Here is a 19004-nt window from a genome sequence, read left to right on the forward strand (position 1 = left end):
GCCGAGATGCTACTTTTCTGCCTCTGGTACCCGGCGTCCAGGAGGCGAGGCTGTGGGCTCGCGGTCCGATACGACCGAAGATGGAGCACAGAGGGACGTAGGCTTACGGGGGTTGTGGGCCAGGGTCCGGTCGCCGATCACGTCCTCGCCGCGGCCGGCGGCCCGGACGCGGCACGCGGTCGCCCTCACAGCCGTCATCCTGGCCGCGACCGGGGTCTACTGTCTGCTCGGGCTGGTGAGGTTCCACCTGTTCCGGGCGACCAGCATGGACCTGACACTGTTCGACCAGACGGTCCGAGGGTTCGCCTCGTTCAGCGCCCCGACGAGCCCGGTGCGCGGGATGAACCTCGGCAAAGGCATGGATTTCATCCAGCTGGGCGAGCACTTCTCGCCGATCCTGGCGGTGCTCGCCCCGCTGTACTGGCTGCACGACGGACCCGAGACGCTCATCGTGGCCCAGGCCGCGCTGTTCGCGCTCGCCATACCGTCCTTGTGGCTGTTCACCCGGCGCGTGCTCGGCACCGCCCCCGCCTACCTGGTCGTCTTCGCCTACGCCCTCTCCTGGCCCATCGCGCGGGCGATGAACTTCGACTTCCACGAGGTCGCGTTCGCCCCGCTGCTCACCGCCGTCATGATCGAACGGTTCAGCGCCGGCAGGCACGCGGTGGCCGCGGTGGCGGCGGCGGCGTTGCTGCTGGTCAAAGAGGACATGGGCTTCATGCTCGTCGGTTTCGGCGGTTACGTCCTGCTCCAGGGCCGGCGCCAGGACGGGGTGACCTACATGGGGTGCGGCCTGGCGTACACCGGCTTCGTCCGCGCCATCTTCATCCCGGCCGTCGGCGGCGACCCGAACATGTACTGGGCCTACGGTCAGCTGGGCGGCACCCTGTCGGCCGTGGCCCTGAAGGCCCTCACCGATCCGCTGGACGTCCTCGGTACCCTGCTGAGCCCGCAGATCAAGGTCGACACCCTGGCGTTCCTGCTGTGGCCGACCCTGCTGACCTGCATCTTCTCGCCCCTCATGCTGATGGCGCTCCCGCAGCTTCTGGAGCGCATGCTGTCGGACCGCCAGCAGTGGTGGGTCACCGACTTCCACCACAGTGCCTTCACCGTGACCATCCTGCTGTGCGCGGGGGTCGACGGGACCGCCAGGCTGATCCGATGGGCGCGGCGCCGCCACCCCGCCCTCGGCGAACGCGGCGCGTCCCTGATGTGGGCGGCGGCGGTCTGCGTGGTCGCGCTCACGCTGGTCCCGCGCTTCCCGTTCGACCAGCTCATCAGGCCCGACTTCTACGACAGGAAGCCCGAGGTCGTCGCGGCCGAGCAGGCGGTGGCCGCCGTTCCGTCCGGAGTGGTCGTCGAAGCCGTCAACCACGTCGGCCCCCGCCTGTCCGCCCGCACGACGGTCCTGCTGTGGGAGGACAAGGAGCCCACGGCCGCCTGGATCGTGGCCGACACCGCCCGCGTCGCCTACCCGTGGGGCTCGGCCGACCGCCAGCGGCAGCGGGTGGACGAGCTCAAAGGCCTCGGCTACCAGGTCGTCTTCGACAGCGAAGGGTACGTGGTACTGCATCGCGTGTGACGGCGTCCCGCGATCCCACCTGGGCTGATACACGGGTGATGCACGGTCGCGCCCGGGCGGAGACGCGGTCGCGGCCGGGGGGACACGTGGGCGGCGCAATGTGGCCGCATGCGACGTTTCTTGATGTTCGTCCTGCTGGCAGGAGCCCTGGCGGGCTGCGGGACCGTACCGCCCGTCTCCGGGGCCACCGTGCCGGCACCCCTGCCGTGGCCGGCCGAGGGCCAGGCGGCGGTCGAGGTGGAGGGCGTGGGCAGCCTGGGCGTCAGCGGCCGGCCGGACCCGGTGCCCATCGCCAGCGTGACGAAGGTCATGACCGCCTACGTGATCCTGCGCCGGCACCCGCTCCGGCCAGGGGACGACGGCCCGCTGATCGAAGTGGACCACACGGCCGCCGACGAGTCCTACATGCGGCAGGAGTCCACCGTCCCGCTCAGGGAGGGCCGGCGGATACGGCTGCGTCGCATGCTGGAGCTGATGATGGTGCCGTCGGGCAACAACGTGGCCCGCCTTCTGGCCCGCTGGGACGCCGGCTCGCAGGAGCGCTTCGTCGAGCGCATGAACGCCGCCGCCCACCGCCTGGGCATGACCGGCACCAGGTACACCGGCGCCAGCGGCAACGAGGACACCACCGTCAGCACCGCGCCCGACCAGCTCAAGCTGGCCAGGGAGGCGATGGGCGACCCGGTCTTCCGCGCGGTGGTGGCGCAGGCCGACACCGCCGTCCCCGGCGACACGAGAAGACTGTCCAACACCAACACGCTCCTGAACAGGCACGGCGTCATCGGCATCAAGACCGGCTCCGGCACCGCCGCGGGCGGCAACCTGATGTGGGCCTCCCGTGTGCGGGGCCGCCTGGTACTCGGGGTGATCCTCGGCCAGGCGGCGGGCACCGACCCGGCCGCGGGGAAGGCGGCGGCGCTGGAGGCGGGCGGGAAGATGAGCGCGGCGGTCGAGCAGTGGCTGGCCGAACGGGAGGGAGCGCCGGCTGCCCGGACCACCTTTCTCCAGCGGACGGCCGCCGGAAGCGGCACCGCGACCCGCCGCCAGGCCGCCTCCGGCCTCAGTCCGGCGCAGCCTGGGGGAGGGTGAGGACGGCGGCCGGCAGGTACCGCAGGGCCGGGGGGACGGTGACCGTGCCGTCCGGGGAGACCTCCGCGTGCGCCTCGCCCCATCGTGCGTCCCGGTGGTGCCGCAGGTCGGGGGCGAGGGTGACGCTGCCGTACGCCGGGTCGAGGGCGATCACGTTGAGCGTGCCGTCGGGGCGGAGGGTGTAGCGGAGCGGGGGCCCCTCCGGTTCGGCGTGGCGGCGCCAGGGCCGGGTGCCGTAGACGGCGCCGGGGTGGCCGGCGAGCCATCGGCCCAGGTGGCGGAGCCGGTCCACCTGGTCGTCGGGCAGGGAGCCGTCGCCGCGGGGGCCGATGTTGAGCAGCAGGTTCCCGTTCTTGGCCACGGTGTCCACCAGCAGGTGGACCAGCTCGGTGTGGCCGATGAGGTGTGTGCCGTCCTCGGCCCGGTTGTACCCGAACGAGGTGCCGAGGCCGCGGGTGGCCTCCCAGGGCCAGGGCGGCGTGGCGGCCTCGGTGAGGTACTCGCGGGTGCGGTACCCCAGGTGCGGCACGCCCCACCGGTCGTTGACCACCCCCTCGGGCACCCGGTCGTAGTACCGCTCGAAGAGCGCGGCCAGGCTGTGCGGCCCGGCGGCCTTGGCCGAGTCGGGCCACTCGATGTCGTTCCACAGCACGTCGGGGCGGTGCCGTTCGACGAGCTCGGTCACCTGCTCGAAGCAGTAGCGGGCGAAGCCGGGGTCGTTGCGCCGGAGGGTGAACAGGTCGGTCAGCGACCGGATGGGCGGGAAGTGCGACACGTGCCAGTCGAGCGCGCCGGAATAGTAGACGCCGAACCGGAGCCCGGCCGCGCGGGCCGCGGCCGCCAGGTCCGCCACGACGTCGCGGCGCGGGCCCCGGTGGACGCTGGTGAAGGGGGTGGTGGCCGTGTCCCACAGGCAGAAGCCGTCGTGGTGCTTGGCCGTCGGCACCACATAGCGTGCCCCGCACTCGGCGAACAGCCGCACCCAGCCCTCGGGGTCGTAGGCCTCGGCCGTCCATCCGTCGGCGAGGTCCTCGTACGACGTGCCCACCCCGAACGCGGCCTCGTGGAACGCCCGGGTCGGCGAACCGGGGATGCGCAGGGTGTTGGCGTACCACTCGGCGTACTGGTGGTGGCTGTACTCGAGCTCCACCGGCACGTGCCGCCCCGGGGTGCGCGGCTGCGCCCACGCGGCGACCGAGTACAGCCCCCAGTGCACGAACACGCCGAACTTGGCGTCGCGGTACCAGTCCGGCACCGGCCGGTCAGGGTATTCCGGCGCGTCCGGCCCCAGGTCGGGTCCGGTACGGCGATCGAAGAGAAGCATGGGTTCCTTTCAGCGCCCGGCCAGCCCGGCCGTGGCGATCCCCTTCACCAGATGTCTCTGCAGCGCGACGAGCAGCAGCAGGGTGGGCACGATGGAGATGACCGAGGCGGCCATGACCAGGTGCCACTGGTTGCCGTTCTGCCCGAAGAACAGCTGCAGCCCGAGCGGCACGGTGCCGCGCGCGCTCACGTCGTTGATCATGATGAGCGGCCAGAGGAAGCTGTTCCAGTAGTTGATGAACGTGAAGACCGCGAGCACGCCCAGCGCGGGGCGGGCCAGCGGCAGCATGATCTGCAGGAAGATGCGCAGCTCGCCGCCGCCGTCCAGGCGCGCGGCCTCGCGGAGTTCGCCCGGCACGCTCTTGAAGAACTGCCGCAGCAGGAAGGTGCCGAACGCGGTGAACGCCCAGGGGAAGATCAGCGCCTGGTAGCTGTCGACCCAGCCGAACGCCTGCATGAGCAGGAACATCGGCACGACGAGCACCTCCTGCGGCACCATCAGCGTGGCCAGGAAGACCAGGAAGACCGCGTCCCTGCCGCGCCAGCGGAGGCCGGCGAAGGCGTAGGCCGACAGCGCGGAGGCGGCCAGCACGACGACGGTTCCCGCCCCGGCGACCAGCAGCCCGTTCAGCATGTAGCGCTCGAACGGCACGTAGGCGAACACGTCGGAGAAGTTCCGCCAGCGCACCCCCGAGCCGAGCAGGGAGCCCGGCGAGGCGAACGTCTCCCCGGGCGGCTTGAGCGCCGTGGCCACCGCGAAGATCAGCGGGTAGATGAACGCCAGCGCGACGGCGGCCAGCAGGACGTGGGAGACAAGGCGCCTAGCTTTCATAGTGCACCCACCGCTTCTGGCCGAGGAACTGTACGGCCGTCACGGCCAGGATGATCGCGAACAGCACCCACGCGCCGGCCGCGGCGAGGCCGAGGTCGCGGGACTCGAATCCGGCCCGGTAGACGTTCATCACCAGCGTCTCGGTGGCGCTGCCCGGCCCGCCGGCGGTGAGGATGTAGGGCTGGGTGAACACCTGCAACGCGTTGATCATCGTCATCGTGGCGGCGAAGAACAGCGCGGGGGAGATCAGCGGGAGCTGCACGCTGACGAGCCTGCGCAGCCCGGTCGCCCCGTCGAGCGAGGCCGCCTCCAGCACGCTCGGCGACATCTCGTTGATCGCCGCGGAGAAGACGATCATGTTGTAGCCGAAGCCCTGCCACACGCTCATCGCCACCACCGACAGCAGGGCGGTGCGGCCGTCCGCGAGCAGGCTGGGCTCCCGGCCGACGAGCTGGAACAGCAGCTTCCAGATCACGGCGTTGGCCACCATCGGGGTGATGGCGGGGACGAAGAACAGGACCCGCCAGAAGTTCGCCCAGCGCGAGTTGGCGATCCAGAAGGCCAGGCCGAGCGCGACGAGGATGTTCGACGGCACGTACAGCCCGGTGAAGACGAACGTGTTGCGCAGCGCGGCCAGGAAGTCGGGGTCCTCGCCGAAGAGGTACTTGAAGTTCTCCAGGCCGACGAACTCGTGCGCGCCCAGCATCGGCCACTGGAAGAAGCTCATGACCACGGCCATGGCGACCGGGAACAGCGTGAACAGTCCGAGGCCGAGCACGCTCGGAGTGGCGAACCCGAGCGCGCTCCACTGCTCTGTGCGGCGGGGGTTCACTGCCCGCGCGCGCCCTGCTGCTGGATGGCGGCCAGGGCGTCCTTGGGCGCCTGGGCGCCCGTGTAGACCTGGATCAGGTCCTGGGCCATGAGCTTGCCGACGCTGTCCCAGTTCTTCGTGGTGAACAACGGCACTCCTCCCGTCAGGCCCTCCTTCAGCGACGCGATCGCGCCGCGGACCGCCTCGGCGTTCTTGGGGTCGTTCTTGACCAGGAACTCCTCGTAGTCGGCCTGGCGTGCCGTCCGTGAGGGGAAGCTGCGGCCCTGGCCGGCGAGGTAGGCCTGGGCGTCGTCGCCGGTGAGCACCGAGACGGCCTTGATCGCCTGCTCCTGGTAGGGGCATCCCTTGGCGACGCCGAATCCCGAGGCGGCGACGTAGGTCTTGGATCCGGCGGAACCGGCGGGCAGCGGCGCGAAACCGACCGCGAACTTGGCGTCCTTGGTGGTGGAGCCGATGTTCCACGACCCGTCGACCGCCATCATGGCGTTGCCGTTGACGAACTGGGTCTCGCCCCAGCCCAGGTCGGAGGAGCTGGCCGGCACCAGCCCGGCCTTGCTCCTGCCCAGGCCCGCGTACCAGGTGAGCGCTTCCACCATCGCGGGGCTGTCGAACTGGAGCTTGACGTCGGGGGTGACCGGCTGGGCGCCGTTGTAGGACAGCATCAGCGACAGTGAGTGCAGGTCGGCGAACGACATGCCGAACCCGGCCTTGCCGCCGGTCGTCAGTTTCTTCGCGGCCTGCTCGAAGTCGGCGACCGTCCAGCCGCTCCTGGGCTCCGCCAGGCCCGCCTTGGTGAAGGCGTCCTTGTTGTAGTAGAGGAGCATGGAGGCCAGGTCGTACGGCAGGGCGAGCTGCTTGCCGCCCATCTTCAGCGTGTTCAGCGCGGCGGGCGCGAAGCCCTGGGTGTCGGCCTTCCCGTCGAGCGGCTGCAGCACGTCGGCGTAGGCGCCGAGCCGCAGGCTCTGCATCGAGACCACGCACGGCTGCTTGCCGGCGGCGAACTCGGTCTGCAGCTTGGTGAAGTAGTCGTTGAACGGCGCCGTGCGGAGTGCGATCTTGATGTCGGGGTACTTCTGGGTCACCATCCCGGCGAGGTGTTCGAGCTGGGCCTTCTCGTCCTCGCTGCCGGCCCACATCTCCCAGTCGAGCGTCACGGCGCCGCCGGCGTCCTTGACGCCACCGCCCGTGGCCGAGCCTCCGCCGCCGCACGCGCCCGTGGCCAGTATCCCCATCAGGGCGAAGGCCGTGAGGGCCTTCCTGCGCACTCCCATGTGCGCTCCTTCCTCGACGCCGCCCGGTATTATTTCGGCGGCGAATTTATTTGATGGCCGACCTTAGGGTTGATCGCCGGGTGCGTCAAGAGAGGCAGAATGAGCGGCATGCCCACATCCCCCTACCGGGAAGACCTGATCAAGGCGGAGATCCTCGCGATGACCGGATCGCGGCCGCTCAACCGGTCGGAGATCGCCGCCCGGCTCGGTCTCGGCGCGGCCACCGTCAGCGACCACACCCGCCGCCTGATCGAGCTGGGCTTCCTGCGCGAGCTGCCGCCGCAGATCGCCGGCAGGGGGCGGCCCAAGGTCCCGCTGGAGGTGGTGCCCGACGCGGCCTACACCCTCGGGCTGCGGGTCCACCCCGACCACCTCATCGGCGTGCTCATGCGGCTGGACGGCAGCGAGGTGCGGCGCTTCACCCGGCCGTTCCGGCCCGGCGAGGACCCGGTGGGGCAGCTGGCCGCCGCCTGCGAGGAGGTCCTGGCCGATCCGGCCGTGGGGGCGCGCGTGCTCGGCATCGGCCTGGCCGTGCCAGGGGTGATCGACCCCGCGACGGGGACGGTACGCCTGTCGCCGCGCCTGGGCTGGACGGACTTACCGCTGCGGCCGCCGCTGGCCGAGCGGCTGCCGGTCCCGGTGCTGATCGACAACGACACCAGGGCGTCCACCGCCGGAGAGCTGCTGTTCGGCACCGGACGCGACCACGACGACTTCCTCGTCCTGGCGATCGGTGACGGTGTCGGCATGGGCATCGTGCTGGAACGCCGGGTGCACCGCGGCCCCGCCGGAGTGGCCGGCGAGTTCGGCCACGTGCCCACCAGCCCGGACGGCCCGCGCTGCGTGTGCGGCCGGCGCGGCTGCGTCGACGCCTACGTCGCCGACTACGCCCTCGCCGCGCAGGCGGTGGCGCGCGGCCTGTGCGAGGAGCCGCCGTCGCCGGATCGGCTGCGCCGGATGGCGGAGGACGACGCGCCGGGCGTCCGCGCCCTGCTCGCCGACGCGGGCGAGATCCTCGGGCGGGCCGCGGCGGGCGTGGTGAACGTGCTGGCCGTGCCGGCGCTGACGGTGATCGGCGAGAGCCACGTGCTGTGGCCCTACCTCACCCCCGGCTTCCAGCGTGCCGTCGACGCCGGCGTCATCGGGGTGCTGCCCGACCTGGAGATCACGGTGCGCGCGTGGGACGACAGCGGTCACGCGCGCGGCGCGGCCAGCCTGGTGCTGGCCGCGAGCCTGGCGGCCTGACCCGCCGCGGCACCGGGCCGTCCGGCGACCCGCGCCGGCCCGGCCGCGCGTGCGCTACCGCTACCGGTCGTCGTCCCAGGTCAGAGCCGTCATCCGCCAGCCGTCGGCCGTCCGCAGGAAGTGGATGCTCTTCGTCCCGGTCCCGGTGAACGGCTCACCGGCGAGGATCCCGCTCTTCCGGTAGCGGCACAGGCGCCGGGCGACGTCGCCGAAGATCTCGGTGCGCTCCCAGGTCTCCTCCTCGGTGAACTCGACGAGCTCGCCCGAGGTGAGGAGTCGCTGCCGCGGCTCGGCGAACGAGTCCAGGTCGTGGACCTCCTGGTTCGGGCCGCCCTTGACGATGATCCCGCCGGGGACGAACAACCGGTGGACGCGGCCGCAGTCCGGGCGCAGGCCTCCCGTGTTGGTGAACAGGCGGAAGAAGGCCGCGGTCAGTTCGTCGATCTCGGCCTTGTCCGCGGCGGCCCGTTCGCCGCGCGCCCGCCACTCGCCGGCCAGCACCGACCAGATCTCGATGTCGGCCCGGCGGTCGTCCCGGGGGAAGACCTGCCGCAGCGTGCCGTCGCGGACCATGCCGAGGCGCCTGGCGACGCCGATGCTGCGCGCGTTGCGGGCGTCGGTGCGCCACTCGACGCGCTGGATGCCGCGCTCCGTCACCGCCCAGTCGATGATCCGCTCGGCGGCGCGGGTGACCAGGCCTCGTCCCTCCGCTCCGGGTTCGAGCCAGCATCCCGCCTCGCACACGCCCTGGGCGAGGTCGAACGACACCAGCAGCACCCCGCCGACGAGGGTGCCCTCCAGCCAGATCCCCCAGATGCCGCCCTCGTCACGGGCCCGCTTGCCGGCGTGGCGTCGCAGCACCGCGGCCGCCTCTTCGAGGTCGCCGGCGACGAAGGACGGCGACACCCAGGGCGAGATGTGTTCGCGCGCCCGGTCCATGTGGGCGAGGAATTCGCCGGACATGTAGGGCTCGAGCGGCCGAAGCTCGGCGTGCGCGGTGAGGGGCAGCGAGAACATGGGAGCTCCACGTGTACATAACAAACGTTCGGTACGTACACTAACGGACCATGAGCCCCGCCCGCACCGACCACGACGCCCGGCGCCACGACGTCTCGGAGGCGGTCTGGCGGGTCCTCGCCGAGAACGGATTCGCCGGCCTCACCCTGCGCGCGGTCGCGACGGCCATGGGGGCCTCGACCGGGCTGGTGACGCACTATTTCGCGGGCAAGCGGGAGCTGGTCATCCACGCCCTCGACATCCTGGAGGAGCGGACGCGGCGGCGCCCGCGCCTCACAGCGGCCGCCGCCGGGCTGCCGGCCCTGCGCGTCCACATGCTCAACATCCTCCCGCTCACCCCCGAGGGGGCCGCGATGAACCGCATCTGGGTCTCCTCCTGGGATGTCGCCCTCTCCGACCCCGCGCTGTACACCGCACAGCAGGCCCGCTACGAGCGCATCCGCGCCCAGCTGCGCGAGGCGATCGACGACGCCCGGCGCCTGGGCGAGCTCCCCGCCGGCGCCGACCCGCACCGGCTGGCGGCGAGCGTGCTGTCGTTCACGCACGGCCTGGTGGTGCAGGCGCTCTTCGATCCGGAGAGATTCCCGCCGGAACGGCAGACCGAGCTCGTCGACGGCTTCCTCGCCGCGCTCACCCGGTGACGTCCACCGTCCGCGACGCCGTGGCGGAGGCGGCCGCCGCGAGCCTCGCCGCGTGCCCGGGCAGATGCCGGGTCGCGCGTAGACCGATCAGGTCGATCCAGGACAGGTCCTGCTCGGGAAGCGGTCGGCCGTCGCGGCCGAACAGGCCGAGTCGCACGGGCGTGGTGGCGAGGTGCTCGGGGATCGCCTGGACCACCGGCGTCCATCGGGGGCGCCGGCCACGCGGACGGCTCTCCCCGCCTCTGAGGAAATCCTCCGCCACGGTCGTTGATGTGCTCAGACGATCATGAGAAGGTTCACTGGCAGGCCACGGTCGGCTTCCGCCCGACCGGGTTCGACGGCAGGGGGCCACCCGGGAGGGCCGCGTGAGGATCCTTCGCGTGGTGTACCGGTTGCCGCCGGAGCCCGGCGGCATGGAGCGCCACGTCGACCGCCTCACCCGCGAGCAGCTCGGTCGCGGCCACGACATCGTCCTGGCCCACCGGTACGGCCGGGCGCCGGACGCGGCGCGTGTCCTGGCGCCGCCGCCCACGCTCGCCGGCCGCCTGGCCGCCCTCAGGTCCGGCACGGCCGCGCTGGCCGTGGACGTCGCGCGGGCCCTTCCCGGCGTGCGCGGCCTCGACCTCGTCCACCTGCACGGCGACCACCGCGAGGCGCTCAGCCTCGGCCCCGCCGCCCGCCGCCTCGGCGTCCCCCTCGTGGTCACCGTGCACGGCGCCCTCACCACGCGCCGCCGGTGGCTGCTCTCGTGGGCGTTCCGCCTCGTGGACGGGTTCATCGCGCTGGGCGACCGGCCGCGCGACGACCTGCTCGCCGCCGGTGTGCCGGCGGAGGCGATCAGCGTGATGTCCAGCGGCCTGGACCTCTCCCGTCTCGACCGGTTCCGGGGACGCGCGCCGGTGGAACGGGGCCTGGTGGTCGGCGTCGGCTCGCTGGAGAAGGTGAAGAACCACGGGCTGCTGATCGAGGCCCTCCACCAGGTGCGTGCCACCTGCCCGTGGGCCCGCCTCGTCATCGCGGGGGAGGGCGCCGAACGCGAACGGCTGGAACGGCTGGCGGGAACCGGCGGCGCGGTCGAGTTCGCCGGGCGGCTGACGGCCGGCCGCGTCCACGCTCTGGTCGCCCGGGCGCACGCCTTCGTCCTGGCCTCGCGCAGGCTTCCCACGATCGGTGAGGGCGTGCCCACCGCGGCCCTGGAGGCGCTCGCCCTCGGCACCCCCGTGATCGTCTCCTCCGACGCCTCCCTCGGCCCGGCCGTGGCGGACGGCGGCGCCTACCGCGTCTTCCGCTCGGGCTCCCGGCAGGAGCTGGTGGCGCACCTGCTCGCCGTCCTCGCGATGGAGCCGGGCCACGCCGAGACCGCCCGGCGCGGGCGGCGGGCCGTGGACGGCCTCGACTGGCGCCAGATGACGTCCCGCGTCGAGGAGTGCTACCAGGCCGTCACCGCCCGGTCGCGCCGCCGCGCCGCACCGGTCACTCGGGCCCGCTGATGCCCCTGGCCAGAGGCGCGCGCCAGCCGTACCGCATGGCCAGGATGCGGAAGGTGAAGGCGAGCACGGCCGAGGACAGGGTGGCGGCGAACCCCCGCACGTCCAGCGCGTTCAGCATGGCCATCGCCGTCGAGCCGAGGATCGCCGGTACGGCGTAGAGCTCGCGATCGTAGAGAAGGGTCGGCGTCTCGCCGGACAGTACGTCTCTGATGACGCCGCCGCCGACCGCCGTGCAGACCCCGAGGAACACCGCGTGCATCGGCGTGAGGCCGTAGAACAGCGCCTTGGAGGTGCCGACCGCGCAGAACAGGCCGAGGCCCGCCGCGTCGAAGACCAGCACCCCGGGCATCGCCCGCTCGACCTGCGGATGCCAGAAGAAGGCGATGACGGTGGCCGCGACGGGCACGAGGAGGTATCCCGTGTCCCGGAACGCGGCGGGCTGCACGCCGATGAACAGGTCGCGCATGATGCCGCCGCCGACGGCGGTGAAGAACGCCAGCACCGCCATGCCGACCACGTCGAGCCGTTTGCGTACGCCCTCCAAGGCGCCGGACAGGGCGAAAACGAAGATTCCGGCGAGGTCGAGCACGGGGGTCACAGGTCTTCAGTCTCCTATGGACCGCGATGGCCGCCGCGTCAAGATCGGCATGATTGTGGCCGTGGCGGCAGAAGGCGAGGACAAATTAGCACATCCACCCCAAAACCCCGCCGGGTTCCGAGCCGCCCGACCTCGCCCCCGCGGGGTCCTCGCCGTGCCGGCCCACCTCCGGGCCGTGGCCGTCCACCCGCCCGCGCGGCCTCCGAGCGTCGTCAGAACCGCCCGGCCTCGCGTGAGATGCTGCATGCGTGACGACGACCGAGCCTGCCGGACCGCCCTCGCGCCGTCGGCGTGGCCGCCCCGGCTATGACCAGCCGGCGATTCTGCGCGCCGCGGTCGAGCTGTTCAACCGCAGGGGCTATGACGCCACGAGCATGGGCGACCTGGCCAAGGAGCTCGGGCTGACGAAGCCGGCCATCTACCACCACGTCACCAGCAAGGAGCAGTTGCTCGGCCAGGCCCTGGACGACGCCCTCGACGAGCTCACCGCCGTGGTGACCGAGGCGTCCCGGGAGCGGGACGGCGCGACCGCCTACGGGCGCCTGCGCGAGGTGATGCGGCGCAGTGTCGAGGTCCTCGTGGCCCACCAGCCCACCGTCACGCTGCTCCTGCGCGTGCGGGGCAACAGCGAGGTCGAGCTGGCCGCCCTCGAACGACGCCGCTGGCTCGACGACCGTCTCGCCGCGCTCGTCGCCGACGCCGTCACCGAGGGGGCCCTGCGCGACGACGTGCCGCCGGCGCTGGTGAGCCGGCTGCTGTTCGGCATGGTGAACTCCCTGGTCGAGTGGTACCGCCCGGACGGCGCGTTCGACCCGGCGACGGTCGCCGACGCGATCACCGCCATCGCCTTCGAGGGCCTGGCCCGGCACGAGACCTGAGACCGCCGCCCGCTTCACCAGGTGTAGAAGCCCTGTCCCGTCTTGCGCCCCAGGTGCCCGGCGGCGACGAGATCGCGCAGGACGCGCGGCGGCTCGAACCGGGGGCCGAGCTCGCGTGCCAGGTGCTCGGCGATCGCGAGGCGCACGTCGAGGCCCACGATGTCGGTGGTCCGCAGCGGCCCGACCGGGTGGCGGTAGCCGAGGGTCATCGCCGTGTCGATGTCCGCCGCGCGCGCGACCCCCTCTTCGAGCATCCGCATCGCCTCGAGCGCCAGGCAGACCCCGAGCCGGCTGCTCGCGAAACCCGGCGAGTCGGTCACGGTGATGGGCGTCCTGCCGAGCGCCGTCACCCACCCTTGGGCCCTCGTCACGAGTGCGGGCTCGGTACGGGAGCCTGCGACGATCTCGACGAGGTCGCTCACCGGGACGGGGTTGAAGAAGTGCAGCCCCAGGAACCGGCCGGGCGAGGCCAGGCCGGCCGCGAGCCCGTCCAGCGACAGGCTGCTCGTGTTCGAGGCGAGTACCGCGCCCGGGGCCCGCTTCTCGGCGACGGCGAGCACCTCGGCCTTGAGCGCCGCGTCCTCGGGGACGGCCTCGACGACGAGGTCGCACCGGGCCAGCTCACCGGGGTCGGCCGTCGTCCACAGCCGCGACAGGGCGTCCTCGACCGGCTCGCCGAGCGTGCCCTTCGCGTGCGCCTTGGCCAGGCTGCCGGCCACCCGCGCCCTGGCCGCGGCGGCCGTCTCGGCGGCGCTCTCCACGACGACCACGTGGCCGCCCGCGGCGAGGAACGCGTGCGCGATCCCGGCCCCCATCCGCCCTCCGCCGAAGATCCCCACCGTGCTGGGCAGGTCACCGTTCATCGGGTCCGTCCTTTCCGCCGATCCAGGAACGCCGTCATGCGGGCGTGCTTCTCCTCGGTCTCGAACAGGACCGCCTGCGCCACGTCGTCGACGAACGGGTGCGCGTCCCGAGGGGCGTGGAAGACCGCCTTCATGAGCCGCGTCGCCAGCGGCGCCCGCTCGGCGACGCGGTCGGCGAGCCGGTGCCCGGCGGCGAGCAGGTCCTCCGACTCCACGACCTCGTTGAGCAGGCGCACGGCCTGTGCCTCGTCCGCCGTGAGCACCCGGCCCGCGAGCAGGATCTCCTTGGCCAGGGGCTCCCCGACGAGCGCCGCCAGGCGCCAGGCCGCGCCGGCCGCCGCGAGGATGCCGAGGCCGGTCTCCGGGTTCCCGATCCGGGTGCGCGGCGTGCCGATCCGGAAGTCGCAGGCGTAGGCGAGTTCGGCCCCGCCGCCCAGGGCGTGCCCGTCGAGGAGGGCCACGGTCGGCATCGGGAGGCGGTGGATCCGGTCGAAGATCTTCGAGTTGATGCCGCGCAGCGCGTCGTGCCGGTCGCGCTCGCGGAGCTGGGCGATGTCCGCCCCGGCCGCGAAGGTCGTCCCCTCGCCGATGAGAAGGACGACCCGCGGCTCCTCCTCGACGGCGGCGCAGGCCTCGTGGAGGGCGGAGACCAGCTCGCGGTCGATGGCGTTGCGGACCTCGGGACGGTTGAGCCGCCACACGACCCGGTCGGCGCCCTCCTCGACGACCAGGCTCGGACCGGCGCTCACGGACGCTCCACCAGCAGGGCGCTGCCCTGGCCGACCCCGACGCACATGGTCGCCAGCCCGCGCCGGCCTCCGGTGCGTTCGAGCCGGCCGAGCAGGGTGACGAGGATCCTGGCGCCGGACGCGCCCAGCGGGTGCCCGAGGGCGATCGCGCCGCCGTCGGCGTTGACCCGTTCGAGGTCGAGCCCGAGATCGCGCACGCAGGCCAGGGACTGGGAGGCGAACGCCTCGTTGAGCTCGACCGCGTCGAGGTCGTCGACGGCCCACCCGGTGCGTTCGAGCACCTTGCGGGTGGCCGGGACCGGGCCGATCCCCATGATCTCCGGCGGCACCCCCGCGTTCGCCGCCGCCACGAGCCGCGCCCGCGGCGTCAGGCCGGACCGCTCGAGGAAGCGGTCGCTCACCACGACGACGGCCGCGGCGCCGTCGTTGAGCGAGCTGGAGTTACCGGCGGTGACGAGCCCGTTGGGACCGTTGACCGGGCGCAGCCGCGCCAGCCGTTCCATGCTCGTGTCCGGCCGCGGCCCCTCGTCGGCGTCGACGACGCCCTCGCCGACCGGCACCGGGACGATCTCGCCGGCGAACCGGCCCTCCTTGGCCGCCGCGACGGCCCGCTGGTGGGAGCGCAGCGCGAACGCGTCGAGCTCCTCGCGGGTCAGGCCCCAGCGCTCGGCGACGGTCTCGGCGGTCTGCGGCATGGTGGCGGTGGTCGCGGTGTCGAAGCGGGGGTTGGTGAACCGCCAGCCGATCGAGGTGTCGAAGGACGGCCCCGGCTTGGCGAACGCCTTGGCCGGCTTCTCGGTGACCCACGGCGCCCGCGTCATCGACTCCACTCCGCCCGCGACGACGACTTCGGCGTCTCCCGCGGCGATGAGGGCGCGCGCGGTCGCGACCGCGGTGAGGCCGGAGGCGCACAGCCGGTTGACGGTGAAGCCCGGTACCGAGTCGGGCAGCCCCGCCAGGAGGACGGCCATCCGGGCGACGTTGCGGTTGTCCTCGCCGGCCTGGTTGGCCGCGCCGAGCACCACCTCGTCGACCTGTTCGGGGGCGATCCCGGCTCGGGCGACGGCCTCCCGCACGACGAGGGCGGCGAGGTCATCGGGGCGGACATGGGCGAGCGCGCCGCCGTAACGGCCTATCGGCGTCCGGACGCCGGAGACGACGAAGGTTTCTGGCACGGGAGGCTCCTGTGGTCGGTGGATGTGCGTGGACGGAGGCGGTGGAGCGGGGATTCAGGCGTCGAAGTCGACGGTCACCTTCTCGCTGACCGGGAACGTCTGGCATGTCAGGACGAACCCGGCGTCCACTTCGGACGGTTCGAGGGCGTAGTTGCGGCGCATGTCGGTCTCGCCGTCGCGGACGACGGCGCGGCACGTCCCGCAGACGCCGCCCTTGCAGGCGAACGGCAGATCGGAGCGCGTCGCCTGGGCGCCGTCGAGGAGCGTCCTCTCCCGGGAGACGGCCGACGTCGTCCGGACGCCGTCGAGCACGGTCGTCAGCTCGGTCGTCGCGCCGGGCGCGATCCTGTCGCCGGGCCGCCGGGGCCGCGGCGGTGGCTCGTCGACGTGGAACAGCTCGACGTGCACGCGGTCCGCGGGGACGCCGAGCTCGGTGAGCACCGCGCGCGCGTGCTGGACCATCCGCAGCGGGCCGCAGAGCCAGACGTGGTCGAACACCTCGGCCGGTACCGGGCCGGTGAGCAGGCGGCGCAACCGGTCGCCGTCGAGCCGTCCCGAGAACAGCTCGACATCGCGCGGCTCGCGCGAGAGCACGTGGACCAGCTGCAGGCGCGGGCCGTACCGGTTCTTCAGGTCGCCGAGCTCCTCGGCGAACATGACGGTGCGGCTCGTCCGGTTGCCGTACAGGAGCGACACCTGGGCTCCGGGGTGGGTGAGCACCGTCGAGGCCACCGACAGCATCGGGGTGATGCCCGACCCCGCGGCCACGCACAGGTGCCGCTCCCCCCGGGCCGGGTCGGCCCGCCAGGTGCCGGTCGGCGTCCGCACCTCGATCCGCGTCCCCGGCGCCACCTCGCGCAGGAGCCAGGAGGAGAACAGGCCGCCGGGGATCTCGCGGACGCCGATCCGCGGCGCGGCGCCGGCCGGCGCGCAGATCGAGTAGGACCGGCGATGCTCCCGCCCGCCGACGACGCGGCGCAGGGTGAGCGACTGCCCGGCCCGGAAGGCGTACGCGTCGCGCAGCTCGCCGGGGACGTCGAACGTGATCGCCACCGCGTCCTCGCACAGATGGTCCACGGCCGCCACGGTCAGCGGGTGGAAGGCGGCGGTCCGGGCCGGCGCGAGGCCCGGCGCGGGCATGCTCATGTCAGATCTCCTTGACGTGCTCGAAAGGCTCGAGGCAGCGCTCACCAGCGTCCGCTCGGGTGTGCGCGCGCGACCACCTGCATCTCGGCGAGCAGCCGGTCGAGGGCCTCGGTGTGCGCGCCGTCACGACCTCCGCCGGCGACGGCCGGCGGCGCGAGGTCCGGGCGGTCGACGCCGCTCACGGCGAGGACCTGGTCGAGGACGACGTCCACCTCGTCGCGGATGGAGGCGGGGTCCACGGCGGCGCCGGCCCGGGCGAGTGAGAGCTCGACGGGATGCGTGACGAGCAGTTCGGCCCGGAGCGGCCACAGGGCGTCGAGGGCCGTGAGCAGCCTGCGGCGCGACTCCTCGGTGCCCTGCGCCAGGACGAGGAACCACCGCCCCGCCCAGTCCCGGTGGTAGGCGACCTCCTTGACGCCCTTGGCGGCCACCGCGGCCAGCACCTGGTCCGTGCTCGCGCGCAGCCGCTCCAGCAGCGCGTGCCGGGCCACCGAGAACAGGAGCAGGCGGACGACGACGTGCGCGAAGTCGCCGTTCGCCACCTCGGCGAGGCGCACGTTGCGGAACCGCCCGGCGTCCCGGAAGAAGGCCAGCGCGTCCTCCGGGGGCACCGGCGAGCCTTCGGGGAGGGCGGGGACGACGCCGGGGTCGGCGGCCGCGGCCCGCGCCAGGAGCAGGCGCGCCTGCCCGAGGAGATCGAGGGCCATGTTCGCCAGCGCGATGTCCTCCTCGAGGTCCGGCGCACGGCTGCACCACTCCGACAGGCGCTGCGACATGATCAGGGCGTCGTCGCCCAGCATGAGGCAGTATCCGGCCAGGTCGGTGGAGGCCACGCCGGCCGGGGTGGTCGTGTCGACGCCGGCCAGGGGGTCCTCGAAGTCGCTGCCGAAGGCCCACTGGGAGGAGTCGCCCCCGATCAGGCCGTCGAAGACGCTGCCGTGCTCGTCGCTCATGGTGGTCGGTCTCCGATCACATGTGGGGCACGTCGCGGGGGATCTCGTAGAAGGTCGGGTGCCGGTAGACCTTGTCGCCGTTCGGCGCGAACAGCGGGTCCTTCTCGTCCGGGCTGGACGCCGTGACGGCGGCGGCCCGCACGACCCAGATGCTCACGCCCTCGTTGCGCCGGGTGTAGACGTCCCGCGCGTGCCGCACGGCCATCACGTCGTCCGGAGCGTGCAGCGATCCGACGTGCACGTGGTTGAGCCCCCGCTTGCCGCGGACGAACACCTCGTAGAGCGGCCACTCCCGCCGGTCGGCGCTCATCGGGCGCCCGCCCGGGCCGACCGTTCCGCGAACGCCGACGCCGCCTCGCGCGCCCAGGCTCCCTCCTCGTGCGCGGCGCGGCGATGGGCCAGCCGCCGCGCGTTGCAGGGCCCGTCGCCGCGGATGACCGCGGCCAACTCCTCCCAGTCCGGCTCGCCGAAGTCGTGGTGACCCCGTTCCTCGTTCCAGCGCAGGCCGGGGTCGGGCAGCGTCACCCCGAGCGCCTCGGCCTGGGGGACCGTCATGTCGACGAACTTCTGGCGCAGTTCGTCGTTGGAGTTGCGCTTGATGCGCCAGCCCATCGATCGTTCGCTGTTGGGGGAGTGGGCGTCCGGCGGGCCGAACATCATCAGGGCCGGCCACCAGAACCGGTCGACCGACTCCTGCACCATGGCGCGCTGGGCGTCGGTGCCGCGCATCATCGTCATGAGCAGCTCGTAGCCCTGCCGCTGGTGGAAGGACTCCTCCTTGCAGATGCGGATCATGGCCCGGCCGTACGGCCCGTAGGAGGTGCGGCAGAGCGGGACCTGGTTGCAGATCGCGGCGCCGTCGACGAGCCAGCCGATCGTGCCGACGTCGGCGTAGGACAGGGTCGGGTAGTTGAAGATCGAGGAGTACTTCTGCCTGCCTGTGAGCAGCAGGTCGGTCAGCTCGGCACGGGAGACGCCGAGGGTCTCGCACGCCGAGTACAGGTAGAGGCCGTGCCCGGCCTCGTCCTGCACCTTGGCCAGGAGGATCGCCTTGCGGCGCAGGGACGGGGCGCGGCCGATCCAGTCGCCCTCGGGCTGCATGCCGATGATCTCGGAGTGCGCGTGCTGGGCGATCTGGCGTACGAGCGTCGCGCGGTAGGCCTCCGGCATCCAGTCACGGGGCTCGATGCGGTCGTCGCGCGCGATGGTCGCGTCGAACGAGGCCCGCAGCCGTCCATCCGCGTCCGGCTCCGTGGGGGTCGTCGTCATCTTCCCTCCGAGACGTCGAGCTTATTTACTTATCGCTCGGTCAGTAATAAG

At 72.7% G+C, this 19004-nt stretch carries 20 protein-coding genes; 6 read left to right on the top strand and 14 right to left on the bottom strand.

Translation table 11 applies throughout. The features are described from left to right. Nucleotides 1–112: 112 nt before the first annotated feature. Both KIK05_RS04295 and KIK05_RS04300 read left to right on the top strand, forming a co-directional pair. Nucleotides 113–1582, top strand: a complete 1470-nt coding sequence (locus KIK05_RS04295; protein WP_250562194.1) for a DUF2079 domain-containing protein — start codon at nt 113–115, stop codon at nt 1580–1582. A 108-nt stretch (nt 1583–1690) separates the two neighbouring features. After that, the gene (locus tag KIK05_RS04300) at nt 1691–2671 is read left to right on the top strand and encodes a D-alanyl-D-alanine carboxypeptidase family protein (RefSeq protein ID WP_214409199.1); all 981 of its coding nucleotides are present in this window, start codon (nt 1691–1693) and stop codon (nt 2669–2671) included. Here the strand turns inward: KIK05_RS04300 and KIK05_RS04305 are convergent. Genes KIK05_RS04305 through KIK05_RS04320 form a run of 4 tightly spaced genes read right to left on the bottom strand, consistent with a single transcriptional unit; the run spans nt 2643 to nt 6929 of the window. Beyond that, complete coding sequence (locus KIK05_RS04305) at nt 2643–3995, bottom strand: alpha-L-fucosidase (RefSeq protein ID WP_214409200.1); 1353 nt, start codon at nt 3993–3995, stop codon at nt 2643–2645. The two genes, KIK05_RS04300 and KIK05_RS04305, sit on opposite strands and share 29 nt — an antisense overlap. 9 nt (nt 3996–4004) lie before the next feature. Next, on the bottom strand, nt 4005–4826 hold the full coding sequence (locus KIK05_RS04310) for a carbohydrate ABC transporter permease (RefSeq protein ID WP_214409201.1): 822 nt from the start codon (nt 4824–4826) through the stop codon (nt 4005–4007). After that, the gene (locus tag KIK05_RS04315) at nt 4816–5658 is read right to left on the bottom strand and encodes a carbohydrate ABC transporter permease (RefSeq protein WP_214409202.1); all 843 of its coding nucleotides are present in this window, start codon (nt 5656–5658) and stop codon (nt 4816–4818) included. Before KIK05_RS04315 ends, KIK05_RS04310 begins: the two co-directional genes overlap by 11 nt. Then, nucleotides 5655–6929, bottom strand: coding sequence for an ABC transporter substrate-binding protein (locus KIK05_RS04320; RefSeq protein WP_214409203.1), 1275 nt, complete (start codon nt 6927–6929; stop codon nt 5655–5657). Before KIK05_RS04320 ends, KIK05_RS04315 begins: the two co-directional genes overlap by 4 nt. Nucleotides 6930–7037: 108 nt before the next feature. Between KIK05_RS04320 and KIK05_RS04325 the strand changes: the two genes are divergently transcribed. Then, a complete protein-coding gene (locus KIK05_RS04325; RefSeq protein WP_214409204.1) occupies nt 7038–8174 on the top strand; it encodes an ROK family transcriptional regulator in 1137 nt (378 codons plus the stop codon). Between the two features lie 60 nt (nt 8175–8234). Here KIK05_RS04325 and KIK05_RS48700 read toward each other — a convergent pair whose 3' ends face one another. After that, nucleotides 8235–9191: a GNAT family N-acetyltransferase gene (locus KIK05_RS48700; protein ID WP_308249742.1), complete on the bottom strand. Its 957-nt coding sequence runs from the start codon at nt 9189–9191 to the stop codon at nt 8235–8237. Nucleotides 9192–9241: 50 nt separating this feature from the next. On the opposite strand from KIK05_RS48700, the gene KIK05_RS04335 reads away from it, so the two are divergent. After that, nucleotides 9242–9832 (top strand): TetR/AcrR family transcriptional regulator, encoded by a 591-nt coding sequence (locus tag KIK05_RS04335; RefSeq protein ID WP_214409205.1) that lies wholly within the window; start codon nt 9242–9244, stop codon nt 9830–9832. Here KIK05_RS04335 and KIK05_RS04340 read toward each other — a convergent pair. Further along, nucleotides 9822–10028, bottom strand: a complete 207-nt coding sequence (locus KIK05_RS04340; RefSeq protein ID WP_214409206.1) for a hypothetical protein — start codon at nt 10026–10028, stop codon at nt 9822–9824. The genes KIK05_RS04335 and KIK05_RS04340 overlap by 11 nt on opposite strands. 169 nt (nt 10029–10197) lie before the next feature. On the opposite strand from KIK05_RS04340, the gene KIK05_RS04345 reads away from it, so the two are divergent. Next, nucleotides 10198–11322 (top strand): glycosyltransferase family 4 protein, encoded by a 1125-nt coding sequence (locus tag KIK05_RS04345; RefSeq protein ID WP_214409207.1) that lies wholly within the window; start codon nt 10198–10200, stop codon nt 11320–11322. Here the strand turns inward: KIK05_RS04345 and KIK05_RS48705 are convergent. Then, on the bottom strand, nt 11306–11920 hold the full coding sequence (locus KIK05_RS48705; protein WP_214409208.1) for a trimeric intracellular cation channel family protein: 615 nt from the start codon (nt 11918–11920) through the stop codon (nt 11306–11308). The two genes, KIK05_RS04345 and KIK05_RS48705, sit on opposite strands and share 17 nt — an antisense overlap. A gap of 248 nt (nt 11921–12168) precedes the next feature. On the opposite strand from KIK05_RS48705, the gene KIK05_RS04355 reads away from it, so the two are divergent. Beyond that, nucleotides 12169–12798 (top strand): TetR/AcrR family transcriptional regulator, encoded by a 630-nt coding sequence (locus tag KIK05_RS04355; protein WP_308249743.1) that lies wholly within the window; start codon nt 12169–12171, stop codon nt 12796–12798. A gap of 14 nt (nt 12799–12812) precedes the next feature. On the opposite strand, the gene KIK05_RS04360 is transcribed toward KIK05_RS04355, so the two are convergent. Genes KIK05_RS04360 through paaA form a run of 7 tightly spaced genes read right to left on the bottom strand, consistent with a single transcriptional unit; the run spans nt 12813 to nt 18953 of the window. Then, entirely contained in the window at nt 12813–13661 is an 849-nt protein-coding gene (locus KIK05_RS04360; RefSeq protein ID WP_214409209.1) for a 3-hydroxyacyl-CoA dehydrogenase family protein, read from the bottom strand. Next, nucleotides 13658–14410, bottom strand: a complete 753-nt coding sequence (locus tag KIK05_RS04365) for an enoyl-CoA hydratase/isomerase family protein (protein WP_214409210.1) — start codon at nt 14408–14410, stop codon at nt 13658–13660. The genes KIK05_RS04360 and KIK05_RS04365 overlap by 4 nt, the downstream gene beginning before the upstream one ends. Then, entirely contained in the window at nt 14407–15585 is a 1179-nt protein-coding gene (locus KIK05_RS04370; protein ID WP_214409211.1) for a thiolase family protein, read from the bottom strand. The genes KIK05_RS04365 and KIK05_RS04370 overlap by 4 nt, the downstream gene beginning before the upstream one ends. 54 nt (nt 15586–15639) lie before the next feature. After that, the gene (gene paaE, locus KIK05_RS04375; protein WP_214409212.1) at nt 15640–16731 is read right to left on the bottom strand and encodes a 1,2-phenylacetyl-CoA epoxidase subunit PaaE; all 1092 of its coding nucleotides are present in this window, start codon (nt 16729–16731) and stop codon (nt 15640–15642) included. Between the two features lie 41 nt (nt 16732–16772). Beyond that, nucleotides 16773–17684 carry a 1,2-phenylacetyl-CoA epoxidase subunit PaaC gene (gene paaC, locus KIK05_RS04380; RefSeq protein WP_214409213.1) on the bottom strand — a complete coding sequence of 304 codons (912 nt, stop codon included), beginning with the start codon at nt 17682–17684 and terminating at the stop codon, nt 16773–16775. 16 nt (nt 17685–17700) lie between these two features. Continuing rightward, nucleotides 17701–17994: a 1,2-phenylacetyl-CoA epoxidase subunit PaaB gene (gene paaB, locus KIK05_RS04385; RefSeq protein ID WP_214409214.1), complete on the bottom strand. Its 294-nt coding sequence runs from the start codon at nt 17992–17994 to the stop codon at nt 17701–17703. Further along, nucleotides 17991–18953, bottom strand: a complete 963-nt coding sequence (gene paaA / locus KIK05_RS04390) for a 1,2-phenylacetyl-CoA epoxidase subunit PaaA (protein WP_214409215.1) — start codon at nt 18951–18953, stop codon at nt 17991–17993. The genes paaB and paaA overlap by 4 nt, the downstream gene beginning before the upstream one ends. Nucleotides 18954–19004 lie beyond the last annotated feature (51 nt).

It is taken from the genome of Sphaerisporangium fuscum, assembly GCF_018531465.1.
Lineage (GTDB): Bacteria > Actinomycetota > Actinomycetes > Streptosporangiales > Streptosporangiaceae > Sphaerisporangium > Sphaerisporangium fuscum.